This window comes from Mesosutterella multiformis (genome assembly GCF_003402575.1).
In the GTDB taxonomy this organism is placed as follows: Bacteria; Pseudomonadota; Gammaproteobacteria; order Burkholderiales; family Burkholderiaceae_F; genus Mesosutterella; species Mesosutterella multiformis.
Genome location: NZ_BGZJ01000001.1, coordinates 914,872 through 930,251, shown reverse-complemented (window position 1 = coordinate 930,251; position 15,380 = coordinate 914,872). Strand labels below are relative to the sequence as shown.

The following is a 15,380-nucleotide window of genomic DNA, read 5'->3' as shown; positions in this document are numbered from 1 at the left end:
GGACACTATCCCTTCCTCCGTCAAATTTTTTTACCGCATGTCTTCAGAATCACAAATGACCAGCAAAATCGATAAAAAGCCGTTGATCGGCATCGTTATGGGTTCGTCCTCCGACTGGGATGTCATGAGCAACGCCTGCAAGATCCTTGAGCAGTTCGGCATTCCGTTTGAGGCTAAGGTCGTCTCCGCGCACCGCATGCCGGACGAAATGTTCGCCTACGCAGAAACAGCCCGCTCCAGAGGGCTGAAGGCAATCATCGCCGGTGCCGGCGGAGCTGCCCACCTGCCCGGAATGCTGGCCGCCAAGACCACACTCCCGGTTCTGGGTGTTCCCTGTGTCTCCAAGTACCTCCGGGGGCAGGACTCGCTCTACTCCATCGTTCAGATGCCGAAGGGGGTTCCGGTCGCCACTTTCGCTATCGGTGAGGCCGGCGCCGCGAACGCCGCTATTTACGCGGTCCGAATGCTCTCGATGACGGACGACACGCTCGCTGAGAAGCTTGAGCAGTTCCGCGCCTCTCAGAACCAGGCCGCCCGCGACATGGTGCTTCCGACCGACGATTTCTCCGAGGCCTGCTGATGAAAAACACGAAAGCGCTTCCGCCCGGCTCCTGGCTTGGAATGATGGGCGGCGGTCAGCTCGGCCGTATGTTCAGTTCGGCCGCCTCGCGCCTCGGGTATCACGTTCTGGTTCTGGATCCGGGTGAAGTCAGCCCCGCGGGAGAAGTTTCCGCGCGCCGTATTCAGAGAAGCTATAAAGACCGGGAAGCACTGGACGAAATTGCCTCCATCTGCCCCGCTGTCAGCACCGAATTTGAAAATGTTCCGTCGCCTTCTCTCGCATATCTCGCAGAGAAGGGCTGCCGTACGGCTCCGCTCGCTGAAGCGGTGGCGATCTCCCAGGACCGCAGCGCGGAAAAGGCGTTTATCGCCTCTACCGGCGTGCCGGTGGCTCCTCACCTCGCCATTCTGTCTGATGAAGACTGCGTTGACGCTGATCCGGATCTTTTCCCCGGCATTCTGAAGACCGCGCGTCTCGGCTATGACGGCAAGGGTCAGGTTTCGGTCGACACTCCCGCAGACCTTCTTCAGGCCTATCACTCACTCGGTTCCGTCGACTGCATTCTCGAGAAGAAGCTGCAGCTGAAGACCGAATGCTCCGTGATCGTCTGCCGCGGATTTGATGGCGAAAGCGCCACTTTCCCGGTGTTCGAAAACCATCATAAAAACGGCATCCTCGCGGAAACCGTGCTTCCGGCCCGTATTCCTGAAGACGCCGAAGCGGAAGCCCGCCTTTACGCCATTCGCATCGCGAACGGCCTGAAGTATATCGGTGTGCTCTGCATCGAATTCTTCATTCTGGAAGACGGCTCTGTTGTCGCCAATGAGACCGCTCCGCGTCCGCATAACTCCGGTCACGCGACGATCGAGGCCTGCATGACGAGCCAGTTTGAGCAGCAGGTCCGCACGATGGCGGGACTCCCGCTCGGCAATACCACGCTGCTTTCCCCGGCCGTTATGCTGAATATCCTCGGTGATTCCTGGGAAACGGCTGATGGGCTGAAGGAACCGGACTGGGATGCGGTGCTCGCTATTCCGGGTGTGAAACTTCACCTTTACGGCAAGGCGGAAGCCCGTCACGGCCGCAAGATGGGGCACGTCACCTGCCTTGGGAAGACCCCCGAAGAGGCTCTTGAGCGCGCGAAAAAGGTAGCTGTCATCCTGAGGCTGCCGACCCCGGTGTAATTTTGGAAAAGTAGGAAAAATGGAGCTGACAAAAGAGCAGGAGCGCGAGATCGAACGCGCAGTCGCCATACTGGAGTCCGGCGGTATCGTCGCTTTCCCGACAGAGACCGTGTACGGACTCGGAGCTGATGCCGATAATGAAGCGGCTGTCGGCAAGGTCTTTGCCGCCAAGCAGAGACCGACTTGGCACCCGCTGATTGTTCATCTGCCGGATGCGGAAAGCATCAGCTGGTGGGCGGATCCAATGCCGCCTGCTGCTCAGCTCCTCGCGGAAAAATTCTGGCCGGGCCCTCTCACCATGGTGGTTCCCCGGGCAGAACGCTGCGGCTCATGGGTCACAGGAGGTCAGAGAAGCGTCGGCCTCCGGTGCCCTTCCCATCCGCTTGGACATGCCCTCTTTGAGGCATTTTCCGGTCCCCGCCATCGCGGAATCGTCGGTCCCTCCGCGAACAGTTTTGGAAGAATTTCTCCTACCACGGCTGAGCACGTGCTGCATGACCTCGGTGTCAAGCCGAATGGCAAAGTTGACATGATTCTGGACGGCGGCCCCTGCACAGTCGGCGTTGAATCGACCATCATCAATCTCGCGAGTGACGAGCCCGAACTGCTCCGGTACGGTGCCGTGACCCGTGAAATGCTGGAAGAAGCACTGGGCCGCCCGGTCGTCAATCCGAAACCCTCGTCTCCCAAGGTTTCCGGTCAGCTGAAGAGTCATTACGCCCCGGTCACACCTGTGACTCTGGCGGACGAAGATGCGATTCCTGAAATCGCCGCATCTCTCGCTCCCGAAACCTGTGCCGTACTGGCGCCCGAAAGCATTCTTGGCCGGTGTCCGGCGAACGCGGTTTTCCGTCTGCAGTCCGCTGAATCCGAGCCTGAGTATGCGGCCCGGCTGTATGCCAACCTCCATGCGCTCGATGAAGCCGGCACCTCTCACATCCTCATTGCCCGCCCGCCGAAGGGCTCGCTCTGGAACGCTGTGAATGACCGTCTTTCAAGAGCCAGCGCACCAAAGCCTGCCGCCTCCGGACAACACTGAAAATGGCTTCACTCAATTATGACTGGCGGGATCCATCGCTTCCGATCGGAGCCCTGGATTCCGGTCTCGGCGGTCTGTCTGTCCTGAGGGAAATCCGTAAGGCCCTTCCGCTTGAGGACCTCCTTTTTGCCTGTGACTGCGGCAAAGCTCCCTGGGGCGACCGCCCTGGAAGCTGGATTGAAGACCGCGTTATGAAGATCGCGGGATTTCTCACAGCCCACCGCGTGAAGGCGATTGTCGTGGCCTGCAACACCGCGACATCCGCAGCCATTGACCGGCTGAGAGCAGAGTTCCCATTCCCCGTGATCGGTATCGAGCCCGCCGTCAAACCTGCTGTACGGATGACAAAAGACGGAGTTGTCGGGGTGCTCGCTACAACACGGACCATTACATCGAATCGTCTCGAGAGCCTGATCGAGCGCTTCGCCGGAAATGACCGGGTGATCCCGGTCGCGTGCCCTGGACTGATGGAGCAGGTCGAAGCAGGTGAATTTCACACGCCGAAGACCCGCCGCATTATTGAGAAGTACGTGGGCCCCCTGATTGATCAGGGCGCCGATACGCTCGTTCTTGGCTGCACGCACTACCCTTTCCTTGCGGACGAAATACAGGCGGTGGCCGGAAAAGATGTTGTCATCATTGACCCGAGCCCCGCTGTTGCCCGATTCCTCGCTCAGAGACTGACTGAGGAAGGATCCATCCGGAAAACTGCCGGTGCCTCAGCCATTTCCAGATTCTGGTGCACGGGGAATCCGGATGCCCGTACGGAAACACTTCAGAAGCTCTGGTCTCCTGAAGTCCGTATGGAAAGCCTTGAAGAAGCCTGGCCGCCTCTCAGGGATGAGCTTTAGGGGGAGTCGGCAGGAGTTTCTCCTGCTCGTCTCTGTCGCGCTCCTCTGTCAGCCGCTCTGAGAGCCGTTCAGCCAGTGCTACCATGCCGAGCGGCGCGCACCCCTCCGCCTTGTTATTCGCCACCACATAGGCCGGCTGTCCGCCGCGGATCGCGGCAAGAATAAGAGTCGCAATGCCTTCTCGTGTGACCGGGTCCGGCCTCTGGATCTTTGAGAACGGCTCGTAACGCCTTTTCGCGTCATCAAAGCGGTCTCCCATGGCGAGTGTCCACCGCACAACCAGCGGCCCCGCAAGCCGAAAATCCTCCGGGGACTCCGCCTCCGGACAATCCATCATATGAAGGGCGTTGGTCTGCCGCGCGACGTCCGGCATTGTCGGGTGAAGCCCCGTGACAAGCCTCGCACCAGCTCCTCGAAGCATTGAAACAAACCTCGGCGTATAGATAATCGGGGTACGGATTTCCACCGCGTAAAAGGCATTCTCCGCCTCTTCGCCGATCTTCGGCAGCCGATTCAGAAACTCCCCGATCCTTTCCACCAGACGGATTCTTTTCTCGGCACTTGAAATCAGTTCACGAGGCACCTGAGCCATTTCGAAAACAAGAGGCCCGGCCTTCTTTCCAAGTCCCTCAATGACCGGATGAACAAATTCCTGCGCTGCTTTCTCAGGATTCAGAAAGAACGCGTTCTCGCGCAGAGGTCTTCCGTTTGCCCCCCGCACCATGCAGTCCGTAACAGCCGCCGGCGCTTTTACCAGGAAACGGAAGTCATCCGGCACCTGCTCAGCGAAATGCCAGTACTGTCCAACGGTGAGCGGTCTGTAGTAAGCGCGATCTACACCGACCGTCCGAAGCAAGGGATGACTGCTGTAGGCTCTCAGTCCTTCGTTTGCCAGGTCCTGAACGCCGCTGTAACGGCTCCAGACAATTCCCTTCCAGCCAGGGAAAGCCCATGAACACGAGCCCAGCCTCACCGAGCGGGGAATAATCCTCGCGAGGCGCCGGATTTCTTCAGTCTGGGGCTGAGGCATAACCGGACCGTCATCCGGCCTGTCACCGAAAAGATCCTCACTCCAACCTCCCGGCAACCCCACTGATACATCAAGCGGAGAACCTGCGGCAGCTGTCATCTGTGTCCTTTGAGGGAAAAATAGGAATCTTCCTTCTCGCGGGAGCCCCGAAAACTGGCTCCCTTCTTCTTCATCTTATCGGTTTCAGAGCTTTCCGGTTATGCCTCGCCTATACACGGCACAGACTCTCTGTGTTGCGCCCTTATCAACGCCAAAGTCATACGGCGACTGTTAAAATTGATCGGCTAACGACTTTTTCTTTCAATTCTGGATCATATCGAAATGGATCTTTCCTCTCTTACAGCCCTCAGCCCCCTCGACGGACGTTATGCCCGGCAGACTGACGCGCTGCGTGAAATCTTCTCTGAATACGCCTTCATGAAAGCCCGTGTTCAGGTTGAAACGGAATGGCTCATCGCCCTTTCTGAATTCGGTCTGCCTGAACTCAGCGAAATTTCCGAGCACGGCAAGGCTTTCCTGCGCGGCCTCGTGACGAACTTCACGGTTGAAAGCTGCCAGCAGATCAAGGACATCGAAAAGACCACCAATCACGACGTGAAGGCGGTCGAATACTGGATCAAGGCTCAGGTGGCTCACGACGCCGAGCTCGCCAAGGCTTCCGAATTTGTGCACTTCTCCTGCACGTCCGAGGACATCAACAACACGAGCCACGCGCTCATGCTGACTGAAGGCCGCAAGGAACTCCTCGACTTCCTGAAGAAGCTTCACGACACGGTCGCCGGCTTTGCCCACGAGTGGGCTGAAGTCCCGATGCTCGCCCGTACCCATGGCCAGCACGCTTCCCCGACGACAGTCGGCAAGGAATTCGCGGTCTTTGCTGTGCGTCTGCAGCGCGTGATGGACGCCATCGCGAACGTGCAGATCCTCGCCAAGATGAACGGCGCTGTCGGCAACTTCAACGCTCACATCATTGCCTACCCCGAGAAGGACTGGGAAGCTTTCTCCCGGAACGTGATCGAAAACCGCCTGCACCTCAGCTTCGATACGCACACGATCCAGATCCAGCCGCACGACTACATGGCTGAACTCTTCCAGGAAATCACCCGCGCGAACACGATCCTGATCGATATGGACCGTGACATCTGGGGCTACATCTCGCTCGGTTACTTCCACCAGAAGCTGAAGGCCGGTGAAGTCGGCTCCTCCACGATGCCGCACAAGGTGAACCCGATCGACTTTGAGAACTCCGAAGGCAATCTCGGCATGGCCAACGCCTTCCTGAATCACCTGGCCGGCAAGCTTCCGATTTCCCGCTGGCAGCGTGACCTCACGGACTCCACCGTGCTCCGCAACATGGGCGTCGCTTTCGGCTACTGCTTCGTCGGCTACAACGCCCTCGAGCGCGGTCTTGGCAAACTCCAGATCAACCTCCCCGCGATCGCTGCTGATATCGACAGCGCCTGGGAAGTGCTGGCAGAAGCCATTCAGACCGTGATGCGCCGTTATGGTGTCCCGAAGCCCTACGAGCAGCTGAAAGCTCTGACCCGCGGCAAGGATGGCATCACGGAAGCCGTGCTCGCTGACTTCATCCAGAAGCTCGAGATCCCGGCCGAGGCGAAGGACCGTCTCCTGAAACTCAAGCCTTCGACCTATATCGGCAAGGCGGTTGAGCTCGCGAAGCGCGCCTGAGATCAGCGTCTCTAAATAAGAAAGGGCAGGCTTTTCAATAGGCCTGCCCTTTTTCTGTCTGCTGTTTTGAAACGAATGAATCCAATTATCCTGCGGTAACTCAGGACTTGATCACCACCGATTTGATCTGGGCCCAGAGCCGGCACCCAGGCGCGATACCCAGATGATCACAGGATCTGGCGGTGATTCTGGCAACCAGCTGCTGACTGCCGACAGAGAGCAGTACACCGACCTGCGCGTCTCCCGGTTTCCGATCGACTGACTTCACAACAACCGGAATGACATTCTGAATACTGGTGTCCGTGTGAGGCGTCAGTGCGAGAGAAATATCCCGCTCGAAGAGCCCTATCCGGATGCGGCTCCCCAGACTCAGCCCTGAATCGGGAATCCAGAGCGACGCGTCGGAATCGGACAGAGCGACACGGACGAGTCCGTACTTCTCATCCCGCTCAGCCGTCTGGCCTTCCAGAATGGATTCCCGGGCCTCACCCACTTCTGCCTGCGTTTTGAACCGACTCAGAATATCCTGAGCGCTGCCCTGAGCCTTGATGCGTCCCCGCTCCATCAGCACGACGTTATCCGCGAGACGCGCCATCTCATCCGCCGAATGCGTGACATACAGCATCGGAAGATGCTGCTCGTCGCGGATTCTCGAAATCCACGGCATGATCTCCTGGCGGCGCTCCCAGTCCAATGCCGAGAGCGGTTCATCGAGAAGCAGAATCTTTGGGTTCAGCACAAGAGCCCGGGCAATAGCGACTCGCTGCTGCTCGCCGCCGGAGAGCTGCGCGGGCTTATGATCCAGCAGCTTCTCAAGTCCCAGAAGCTTCACAGCTTCACTGATACGCTCTTCCGTCGTACCCCGTCCCCGGGGATAGCGAAGACCGAAACGGATATTCTGTCCGGCTGTCATGTGAGGGAAGAGACTCGCTCCCTGAAACACATAGCCAAGCGGTCTCTTCCATGTCGGAACGAAAATCTTCTTTTCATCGTCCTGCCAGACCTCGTCCCCAATGACAACCCTGCCCTTGGCATGCTCAAGACCCGCAACCGATCGGAGGATCGTGGTCTTTCCGCATCCGGAGGGCCCGAAAAGCACAGTAATGCCGGACTGGTTCAGCTCAAATTCAACATCGAGGGAGAAATCTTTCCCCCGTTTCAGGTGCAGCCGGATGCTGCCGCCTGTTCTTTTCTCTTCGCTCATGCCTTGGACCTCCCGGAGCGGTGATTCAGAATCGAAAGCACGAAGAGCACGATGAAGGAGAAGATCAGCATGCCGCCCGCCAGAACATGCGCTTTGTCATACTCCATCGCTTCCACGAAAGTGTAGATCTCGGTCGACACAACCTGGGTTTTCCCAGGCACATTGCCGCCGATCATCAGTACGACACCGAATTCGCCGATGGTGTGCGCGAAGGTGAGAACAATACCGGTAAGGAATCCAGGTTTGCAGAGCGGAACAATGACTCTGAAGAACGCGCCGAGCGGCGTTGCGCCCAGCGTTGCGGCCACTTCCCCCGGGACAGGTCCCAGAGCCTCAAAAGAATTCTGGAGCGGCTGGATCATGAAGGGAAGTGAATAAACCATAGAGCCGATCAGAAGGCCCGGGAAAGTAAAGGTGAGAAGCCCGATGCCGAGCGACTCCGTAAGTTTCCCGAGCGGTCCGTTCGGTCCCATGAAGACCAGCATGTAGAAACCCAGAACAGTAGGCGGCAGAACCATAGGCAGCGTAACGATAGAGCTGATCACGGAACGCGCCGTTGTTTTCTTCCTCGAAAGCCACCACGCCAGAGGCGTGACGAGAATCACGAGAAATATGGTCGTGAGGACTGCAAGCTGAATACTGACAAACACCGGCTGCAGTTCTTCCCACGTGAATTCAATGCCGTTGAACATTCTGGGAATCTACCTGAGGTTTAATGCGGTTCGCCCTATCAGTGCGTGGCGTAGCCGTAGGACTGCTTCAGCTTATTCGCTTCAGCGGACTGCAGGAACTTGAGGAAGCTCTTGGCAGCGGCACTCTTTTCGCCGTGCTTCAGGAGCACCGCGTCCTGACGGATCGGCTGATAGTACTTGGACGGAACAATCCAGCCGGAGCCTTCCGTGATCTTGCCGTTCTTGTAAACCTGGGACAGTGCAACGAAACCAACCTCAGCGTTGCCGGTCTTCACGAACTGGAAGGTCTTGCCGATGTTGTTACCGGTCACGAACTTCGGCTGATACTTGTCGAGGAGCTTCAGGGACTTCAGGGTTTCATAAGCGGCTTCGCCATACGGAGCGAGCTTCGGGTCGGCAACAGCGCACTTATTGAACTTCATTTCCTTCACAGCCTTGCCATCCTTATCCACGAGCTTCGGATCGGCGGACCAGAACACGAGCTTGCCCTGAGCATAGGTGAAAGCGGAGCCCTTCACACCGTTGCCGTTGGCAAGGAGCTTGGCGGGAGTCGTATCATCAGCTGCGAGCAGGATGTCGAACGGAGCGCCGTTATTGATCTGAGCGAAGAAAGCACCGGTGCTGCCGAAAGACAGCTTCACCTTGTTGCCGGTCTGCTTCTCGAAAATCGGAGCGAGTTCCTGAGCAGGCGCCGTGAAGTTGGCAGCAACTGCAACCTGGATTTCTTCAGCTCCGGCCGGAAGAGCGACGGAAAAGACGGCGGCAACAGCGCCGGCGACAACAGCAGTAGAAAGTTTCATATTCTTACCTGTCTAGGAAGTGGATAAAACATAGAGTTATAAAATACAGCTAACTCAACAGCGCTATTCTAAATTAGAATAATCGCGTCTGAATAGCGAATCTTACCCTCATTTATTGCCATCTGTCATGCAAAACAATTCGGAAAAAACGACCACTACTTCTGACTCTGGCCATAAGGCTGACCCGATCGAATTCACCCGCTCTCTTGCGGCTTTATCCGATAAGCGGATCGACATCCTCCGCCGAATCAAGGAAACCGGCTCAATTTCTGAAGCTGCCCGTGCGTCTGGCGTCTCTTACAAAGCGGCCTGGCAGGCGCTTGAAACGCTTGAGAATCTGGCTGGCGGAAAGCTGGTCGAGAAGCTGGTCGGTGGAAACCGCGGCGGCGGAACCACGCTCACCGTAACGGGGGAGCAGATTCTGAAGATTGCGGACCGCATCGCTCAGGCCCGAAGCGAGGTGCTCCGGAGCTTTACTGATGCCGAACAGCCTCTGGCGAACCACCTCACCACATCCGGCATTCTTTCCAGCATGAGAAACAATCTTCCTTGCGTGGTGGAAAACGTGAAACACGGCTCAGCGCTGGTCCGTGTTTTCCTTCGGCTTGATGAAGAGAACATTATTAAGGCGTCTGTTACTGCGGAAAGCGCCCAGCTTCTGGGGCTTAAGCCTGGTGTCCGGATGATTGCCGCGGCGAAGGCCACAGCGGTTGAAATCGCGAAGAGCTTTCCTGATGCCAATCTGGATAACCGTCTGACCGGGCGTGTTGTGCGCTGCACGCGGTCCGAAAAAGGCGGCGAAGTGGCGCTCCGACTGCCTTCCGGACTCATTGTCATCGGGTTCGCGAAGCATAACCACCACCTTGCCCCGGGTATGGAAGCCCAGGCAACGGTTGCGTCGAACGCTGTTGTTATCGCGCGAATGGACTAGTTCTTAAGTTGAGGTTTCTTTAGGTTTCTTAAGTGACTCTTAAGAAGTTTGACCACAGTCAAACCTCTGCAGCCCCCTTTTCTAACTCTTCGGCATATTATGGCGCCTGAGCCGGATATGGAGAGGTCCGCCTCAGTTCTATTTTTCTAAAAAATACAAAAGTGACAGTCTTTAGAGTCCCGATACTTCTAAGGCTGTACGCACAGTAGGGTACTGAGTTATGAAAAACTGCAAACGTGGCGCCATCCTGATCGGTCTCGTCGGCGCTGTCATCGGCCTCGTCGCTTTCGGTGTGTTCAATTCCGTGATTCACTGGGCCGGTTCGACTGAATTCTGCGGCTCCTTCTGCCACTCCATGGATTATGTCTATGCGGCCTATCATCAGGGCCAGCACGCCAAGACCCCGTCTGGCGTGACCGCCGGCTGCTCTGACTGCCACCTGAAGTATGGTTCCACCCACGAGATCAACGGCTTCCAGTACATCGGCATGCTGATCCACAAGGGCACTTCCGGTTCCAAGTCCTTCTTTGGTCAGGTTGCTGGTCACATGAACACCTATGACAAGCAGAAGGCCATGGCTCCTGAACTCAGCAAGGACGTTCAGGAATACATGAAGTCCACCGGCTTCTCCAACTGCCGTGGCTGCCATAACCTCGCCAAGATGAAGAACGACAAGAACCCGGATGTGGCTGCTTTCCACGCTGAGTTCGTGAAGGATACGTCCGTCAACTGCATCGAATGCCACAAGACGGCCGGCCATGATTACACGGGCCTCAACACCCAGGCTGACGCTGACGCCGTGAACGCTGGCAAGCCGCGTCCCAGCGTTGCTGCTGAAGCCGCCGCCGCGGCCGCTGCCTCCGCCGCCGCTTCCTCCGAAGCTGCTGCTTCTGATGCTGCCGCCTCCAGCGCTGTTGCCGCCCAGTAATCAGTCCTAAGCACTGATCCAAAAACCCGACAGTTTCTGACTGTCGGGTTTTTTCTTGCCTATAGCGCTGACTGGCCTTTCAAGCGTCTGCATCCCATTTACAATGTGGCTCATTGGCTTTTCTGATGGAGTTTGTTGATATGAGTTCTGCCGTCATTAACCGGCTTGATTACCAGGAACCCGCCTTCCGCGTGGAAAACATCAACTTGGTTTTCAATCTGGACCCCGTCACCACGACGGTTTACAACACGATGCGCATTGAGCCGCTCACGGATTCAGACCACGATCTGGTGCTGAACGGAAGCGAACTCGAGCTTGCTTCCGTTTTTGAGAACGGCAGCCCGCTCTCCACGGAACGCTATACGGTTACACCCGAGGCTCTCATCATCCGTGGTATCCGCCAGAAGACCACGATCACTATCTATAACAAGTTCCATCCGCAGGCCAACACACTGCTCTCGGGCATCTATATGTCCAACGGGAACTTCATGTCCCAGTGCGAATCGGAAGGCTTCCGCCGGATCACCTATTTCCCGGATCACCCGGACATGCTGACCCGATTCCATGTTGAAATCCGGGCTGACAAAGAGCAGTATCCGATCCTTCTCTCAAACGGCAACCTCATTGAGCAGGGAGATCTGGATAACGGACGGCACTTCGCCATCTGGGAAGATCCCTCTCTCAAGCCCTGCTACCTCTTCGCGCTTGTCGCCGGAAAGCTGGTGAAGCGTGAGGAAGTCTATAAGCTCGCAAACGGCAAGGACTGCCTGCTTCAGGTCTGGGTTGAGCCTCAGAATGCTGATAAGACTGAGCACACAATGGAGTGCATCAAGCGAGCCATCCACTGGGATGAAACCCGCTGGGGACTCGAGTATGACCTGGACCGCTTCATGCTTGTCGCTACCGACGACTTCAATTTCGGAGCCATGGAGAATAAGGGCCTGAACATCTTCAATACGCGCTATGTGCTCGCGACACCGAAGATGGCGACGGACCTCGATTACTTCAATATTGAATCCGTTGTCGGTCACGAATACTTCCATAACTGGACGGGCGACCGGGTCACTCTGAGAGACTGGTTCCAGCTCACGCTGAAGGAAGGCCTCACCGTCTTCCGCGATCAGGAGTTCTCGCGCGATATGCTCGGTAAGTCCGCTGTCATCAAGCGCATTATGGATGTCCGCGCCCTCCGCTCGCGTCAGTTCCCTGAAGATGCGGGTCCGATGGCTCATCCGATCCGGCCGGAAAGCTACCGTCAGATCAACAATTTCTACACGATGACCGTGTATGAGAAGGGTGCGGAAATCTACCGCATGCTTCAGACCATGCTCGGGAAAGAGGGCTTTAAGAAGGGCCTGTCTCTCTACATTGAGCGGAACGACGGCCGTGCAGCCACCTGCGAAGACTTCATCAACGCCATGGCCGAAGCGAATGGCCGCGATCTGAAACAGTTCTTCCTCTGGTACAGCCAGGCCGGTACGCCCCGGGTTCAGGTAAAGACCTACTGGGATCCGGAAGCGAGCACCTATACGATTGTTGCGAGCCAGAGCACTCCTGCCACGCCGGGGCAGCCTGTGAAGCATCCGTTTGTCATTCCGATCGCAGTCGGGCTCGTGGATTCCGAAGGGCATGACATTCCTCTGCAGCTTGAGGGTGAAACCGCGCCTCTCGGCACAACACGTGTCCTTGAACTGAAGGATGAGGAGAACGAGTGGACGTTTGTGAACGTCGGATCCCGCCCGGTGCCTTCACTTCTCCGCGATTTCTCTGCGCCAGTGATCCTCGACTACGCCTATACGCGCGATGAACTGGCGTTCCTCGCCCGCAATGACGCGGATCCGTTCAACCGCTGGGATGCCATGAATCGCCTGATGCTCGGCGTTCTTGAGGACATGACAGATGTGATCGAAATGGGCGGAAAGCCTGAAGCCGATCACAATCTGCTCTCCTCGTTTGAGCAGATCCTGACCGATGAGACGCTCACCCCGGCCTTCCGTGCCATCACGCTGCAGCTTCCCGCCGAAAACCTCATCGGCGAGCCCCGCGCGGTTATTGATCCGGATGCGATCCGCAAAGCCCGTACTGAGCTGAAGGCCGCGATCGGCCGCCGCTATTCCTCGCTTCTCTTCAAGCTGGCTGAATCCTACGAGACCCCCGGTGACTACTCTCCGGACTCTGAGTCCGCCGGCCGCCGTTCGCTGAAGAACCTGGCCTATGACTACCTGATCACGGGCGGCAATCCGAAGGCGCTGATCGCGCTTCGCGGCCAGTTTGAGAAGGCCAACAATCTGACGGATAAGCTTGCCGCTCTCACCAGTGTCGTGAATTCGGCAAGCCCCGCAAAGACCAACATGCTGGTTGAGGCCGCCAAAGAGTGGCAGGGCAACCCGATCCTTATCAACAAGTGGCTTACGGTCCAGGCCTCTGCCGGCACACAGCCTGGCGAAGCCGACACGCTTACCCGTGTCCGCCAGCTGATGGACTGCGGAGCGTTCTCCATCAAGAACCCGAATAACGTCTATGCGCTTATTCTTGCCTTCTGCAACAACGAGCCGGAGTTCCACCGCAAAGACGGCAAAGGCTACGAGTTCTGGCTGCAGATTCTGAGGGAGCTCTGCTCTGTCAACGAGTATGTCGCTGCACGTGTTGCCCGGACACTTGATCACTGGAAGCGCTACACCCCGGACCGCGCTCAAATGATGTACAGGGTTCTTAACGAAGCGAAGCACATTCCCGGACTTCCGGTCGGCGTCCAGGAAATCCTCGACAAGTCTCTTGGTCTCACCGATTGATACCGTCTTTTTCAGAACTGATTACTTAAGGAGTAGTTCAAACATGGCTCTGATGACTCTTCATCAGTATCTCGCCCGCGAAGAGCGCGAGAACAGCGTTCCCCACGAGCTCACCACGCTGCTGCTCTCCGTCGCTGACGCGGCGAAGAATATCCGCGGGAAAGTCTCCCAGGGAGCGCTTGCCGGCGTTCTGGGTCTGGCCGGAACGGAAAACGTTCAGGGTGAGGACCAGAAAAAACTCGACGTGATCAGCAACGAGATCATGTGCACGGCGAATGAGCCCTGCGGCATGCTCTCCGGCCTCGCGAGCGAGGAGATGACGGAAGTCCTCCGCGTCTCAGACGAATATGCTGTCGGTCCCTACCTGATCCTTTTCGATCCGCTCGATGGCTCGAGCAACATTGATATCGATGCCCCGATCGGCACTATTTTCTCGGTTCTTCCCTGCCCGGGCGGCAAGAAGCGCGACATCACGGAGGCTGACTTCATGCAGCCTGGCATCAACCAGGCTGCCGCTGGTTACGCGCTCTACGGCACGCAGACCCAGCTCGTTTTCACACTGGGTCACGGTGTTTCTGCCTTTACGCTTGATCCTTCGACCGGTGTTTTCTACCTCACGAAAGAAAACATCCGCATCGCCGCCGAAACAGCGGAATTCGCTATCAACTGCTCCAATCAGCGTCACTGGCTGAAGCCCGTGCAGCAGTACGTCGGCGAACTGCTTGATGGCAAGAAGGGCCCCCGCGGCAAGAACTACAACATGCGCTGGATTGCCTGCTTTGTGGCCGAAGTCCACCGTATTCTGTGCCGCGGCGGTTTCTTCACCTACCCGAAGGACGATAAGAATCCGGATCGCCCCGGCAAGCTCCGTCTGATGTACGAAGCGAACCCGATGTCTTTCCTGATTGAACAGGCTGGCGGCAAGGCTACCAACGGTTTCCGCCGCATCATGGAAATTCAGCCTGAGAAGATCCACCAGCGTGTCGCCGTGTTCCTTGGCGCCGCTGAAGAAGTGGATTACATCACCCGTCTGCATCAGGAATCCGGTCTCACGGAGTAATTCCGGAAACCACACTCCCTGACGAGCAAAAGCCCCGCGGAATCAAAAGATTCTGCGGGGCTTTCAGTTTTCCGAATCCAACCGTGTCAGATCAGTCTCTGATTGGTCTGTTCCTCGACTTCCTTCAGAGCCTTCACTGAAGCATCAAGACTCTGCTTCATCTGCTCGATTGTCTGCTGCAGATCCTTCTTCACGGCTTCGTCTGACTCACGGCTCGCCTTCAGCTCACCGGCCACCTTTTCAAGCAGATCTTTTTCAAACCGGACAAAGCGCTCATCAAGCCCCTCTTCAAATTTCACGATCCGGGAGCCTTCAGCGGTCTCAGCCGCGGCGCGGGCGGTTCTCGCTTCGCGGTTTGCCTTCTGCAGGTCGACCAGCGTTGTCGCCTGTTTCCAGAGCATCCAGAGGAGACAAACCACGAAAACCAGTGCTCCGCCCACGATCAGGAAGAGCCCCAGCGGCGCATTGACGGTGAAGAGAATGAAGCTGATAGGCATCGGCGTCATGATCGGGCCCCAGTTGACCACGACGAACAGCAGCGACACCAGGAAAACGATCAGAACACCCATGGATCGAAATGTCATTTTTTTCTCCTTTCACCGCGGATTTGCTCACGAA

14 protein-coding genes are annotated in these 15,380 nt (G+C 57.0%); 9 read left to right on the top strand and 5 right to left on the bottom strand.

Annotated elements, in window-relative coordinates; all coding sequences use genetic code 11:
• Positions 1-37: 37 nt before the first annotated feature.
• From purE to murI, 4 genes are read left to right on the top strand one after another with little or no spacing between them, the layout of a single operon-like run.
• The gene (purE, locus tag M4NBBH2_RS04380) at positions 38-580 is read left to right on the top strand and encodes a 5-(carboxyamino)imidazole ribonucleotide mutase (protein ID WP_370685249.1); all 543 of its coding nucleotides are present in this window, start codon (positions 38-40) and stop codon (positions 578-580) included.
• Entirely contained in the window at positions 580-1,746 is a 1,167-nt protein-coding gene (locus M4NBBH2_RS04375) for a 5-(carboxyamino)imidazole ribonucleotide synthase (RefSeq protein WP_116269866.1), read from the top strand. The genes purE and M4NBBH2_RS04375 overlap by 1 nt, the downstream gene beginning before the upstream one ends.
• A 19-nt stretch (positions 1,747-1,765) precedes the next feature.
• Positions 1,766-2,785, top strand: coding sequence for an L-threonylcarbamoyladenylate synthase (locus tag M4NBBH2_RS04370; protein WP_116269865.1), 1,020 nt, complete (start codon positions 1,766-1,768; stop codon positions 2,783-2,785).
• Between the two features lie 2 nt (positions 2,786-2,787).
• On the top strand, positions 2,788-3,636 hold the full coding sequence (gene murI / locus M4NBBH2_RS04365; RefSeq protein WP_116269864.1) for a glutamate racemase: 849 nt from the start codon (positions 2,788-2,790) through the stop codon (positions 3,634-3,636).
• Here the strand turns inward: murI and M4NBBH2_RS04360 are convergent.
• Positions 3,620-4,666, bottom strand: coding sequence for a DUF72 domain-containing protein (locus tag M4NBBH2_RS04360; RefSeq protein ID WP_160117815.1), 1,047 nt, complete (start codon positions 4,664-4,666; stop codon positions 3,620-3,622). The two genes, murI and M4NBBH2_RS04360, sit on opposite strands and share 17 nt — an antisense overlap.
• A 321-nt stretch (positions 4,667-4,987) precedes the next feature.
• Here M4NBBH2_RS04360 and purB point away from each other — a divergent pair, with 321 nt between their 5' ends.
• On the top strand, positions 4,988-6,355 hold the full coding sequence (purB, locus tag M4NBBH2_RS04355; protein ID WP_022443199.1) for an adenylosuccinate lyase: 1,368 nt from the start codon (positions 4,988-4,990) through the stop codon (positions 6,353-6,355).
• Between the two features lie 100 nt (positions 6,356-6,455).
• Here the strand turns inward: purB and modC are convergent, their stop codons facing one another.
• Genes modC through modA form a run of 3 tightly spaced genes read right to left on the bottom strand, consistent with a single transcriptional unit; the run spans position 6,456 to position 9,051 of the window.
• On the bottom strand, positions 6,456-7,559 hold the full coding sequence (modC, locus tag M4NBBH2_RS04350; protein ID WP_116269862.1) for a molybdenum ABC transporter ATP-binding protein: 1,104 nt from the start codon (positions 7,557-7,559) through the stop codon (positions 6,456-6,458).
• Positions 7,556-8,251: a molybdate ABC transporter permease subunit gene (gene modB, locus M4NBBH2_RS04345; protein ID WP_116269861.1), complete on the bottom strand. Its 696-nt coding sequence runs from the start codon at positions 8,249-8,251 to the stop codon at positions 7,556-7,558. The genes modC and modB overlap by 4 nt, the downstream gene beginning before the upstream one ends.
• Before the next feature lie 38 nt (positions 8,252-8,289).
• Entirely contained in the window at positions 8,290-9,051 is a 762-nt protein-coding gene (modA, locus tag M4NBBH2_RS04340; RefSeq protein ID WP_116269860.1) for a molybdate ABC transporter substrate-binding protein, read from the bottom strand.
• A 127-nt stretch (positions 9,052-9,178) separates the two neighbouring features.
• On the opposite strand from modA, the gene M4NBBH2_RS04335 reads away from it, so the two are divergent.
• The 4 genes from M4NBBH2_RS04335 (at position 9,179) to M4NBBH2_RS04320 (ending at position 14,762) form a co-directional block, all read left to right on the top strand.
• Positions 9,179-9,982, top strand: a complete 804-nt coding sequence (locus M4NBBH2_RS04335) for a TOBE domain-containing protein (RefSeq protein WP_116269859.1) — start codon at positions 9,179-9,181, stop codon at positions 9,980-9,982.
• Positions 9,983-10,202: 220 nt separating this feature from the next.
• On the top strand, positions 10,203-10,910 hold the full coding sequence (locus M4NBBH2_RS04330; RefSeq protein ID WP_116269858.1) for a cytochrome c3 family protein: 708 nt from the start codon (positions 10,203-10,205) through the stop codon (positions 10,908-10,910).
• A gap of 140 nt (positions 10,911-11,050) precedes the next feature.
• Positions 11,051-13,702, top strand: coding sequence for an aminopeptidase N (gene pepN / locus M4NBBH2_RS04325; RefSeq protein ID WP_116269857.1), 2,652 nt, complete (start codon positions 11,051-11,053; stop codon positions 13,700-13,702).
• Between the two features lie 43 nt (positions 13,703-13,745).
• The gene (locus tag M4NBBH2_RS04320) at positions 13,746-14,762 is read left to right on the top strand and encodes a class 1 fructose-bisphosphatase (protein WP_116269856.1); all 1,017 of its coding nucleotides are present in this window, start codon (positions 13,746-13,748) and stop codon (positions 14,760-14,762) included.
• A gap of 86 nt (positions 14,763-14,848) precedes the next feature.
• Here the strand turns inward: M4NBBH2_RS04320 and M4NBBH2_RS04315 are convergent, their stop codons facing one another.
• On the bottom strand, positions 14,849-15,346 hold the full coding sequence (locus M4NBBH2_RS04315; RefSeq protein WP_116269855.1) for a DUF1049 domain-containing protein: 498 nt from the start codon (positions 15,344-15,346) through the stop codon (positions 14,849-14,851).
• Positions 15,347-15,380 lie beyond the last annotated feature (34 nt).

Coding starts and splice junctions, on each gene's coding strand:
- purE (WP_370685249.1), top strand. CDS start 38: ATGTCTTCAGAATCACAAATGACCAGCAAAATCGATAAAAAGCCGTTG.
- M4NBBH2_RS04375 (WP_116269866.1), top strand. CDS start 580: ATGAAAAACACGAAAGCGCTTCCGCCCGGCTCCTGGCTTGGAATGATG.
- M4NBBH2_RS04370 (WP_116269865.1), top strand. CDS start 1,766: ATGGAGCTGACAAAAGAGCAGGAGCGCGAGATCGAACGCGCAGTCGCC.
- murI (WP_116269864.1), top strand. CDS start 2,788: ATGGCTTCACTCAATTATGACTGGCGGGATCCATCGCTTCCGATCGGA.
- M4NBBH2_RS04360 (WP_160117815.1), bottom strand. CDS start 4,666: ATGCCTCAGCCCCAGACTGAAGAAATCCGGCGCCTCGCGAGGATTATT.
- purB (WP_022443199.1), top strand. CDS start 4,988: ATGGATCTTTCCTCTCTTACAGCCCTCAGCCCCCTCGACGGACGTTAT.
- modC (WP_116269862.1), bottom strand. CDS start 7,559: ATGAGCGAAGAGAAAAGAACAGGCGGCAGCATCCGGCTGCACCTGAAA.
- modB (WP_116269861.1), bottom strand. CDS start 8,251: ATGTTCAACGGCATTGAATTCACGTGGGAAGAACTGCAGCCGGTGTTT.
- modA (WP_116269860.1), bottom strand. CDS start 9,051: ATGAAACTTTCTACTGCTGTTGTCGCCGGCGCTGTTGCCGCCGTCTTT.
- M4NBBH2_RS04335 (WP_116269859.1), top strand. CDS start 9,179: ATGCAAAACAATTCGGAAAAAACGACCACTACTTCTGACTCTGGCCAT.
- M4NBBH2_RS04330 (WP_116269858.1), top strand. CDS start 10,203: ATGAAAAACTGCAAACGTGGCGCCATCCTGATCGGTCTCGTCGGCGCT.
- pepN (WP_116269857.1), top strand. CDS start 11,051: ATGAGTTCTGCCGTCATTAACCGGCTTGATTACCAGGAACCCGCCTTC.
- M4NBBH2_RS04320 (WP_116269856.1), top strand. CDS start 13,746: ATGGCTCTGATGACTCTTCATCAGTATCTCGCCCGCGAAGAGCGCGAG.
- M4NBBH2_RS04315 (WP_116269855.1), bottom strand. CDS start 15,346: ATGACATTTCGATCCATGGGTGTTCTGATCGTTTTCCTGGTGTCGCTG.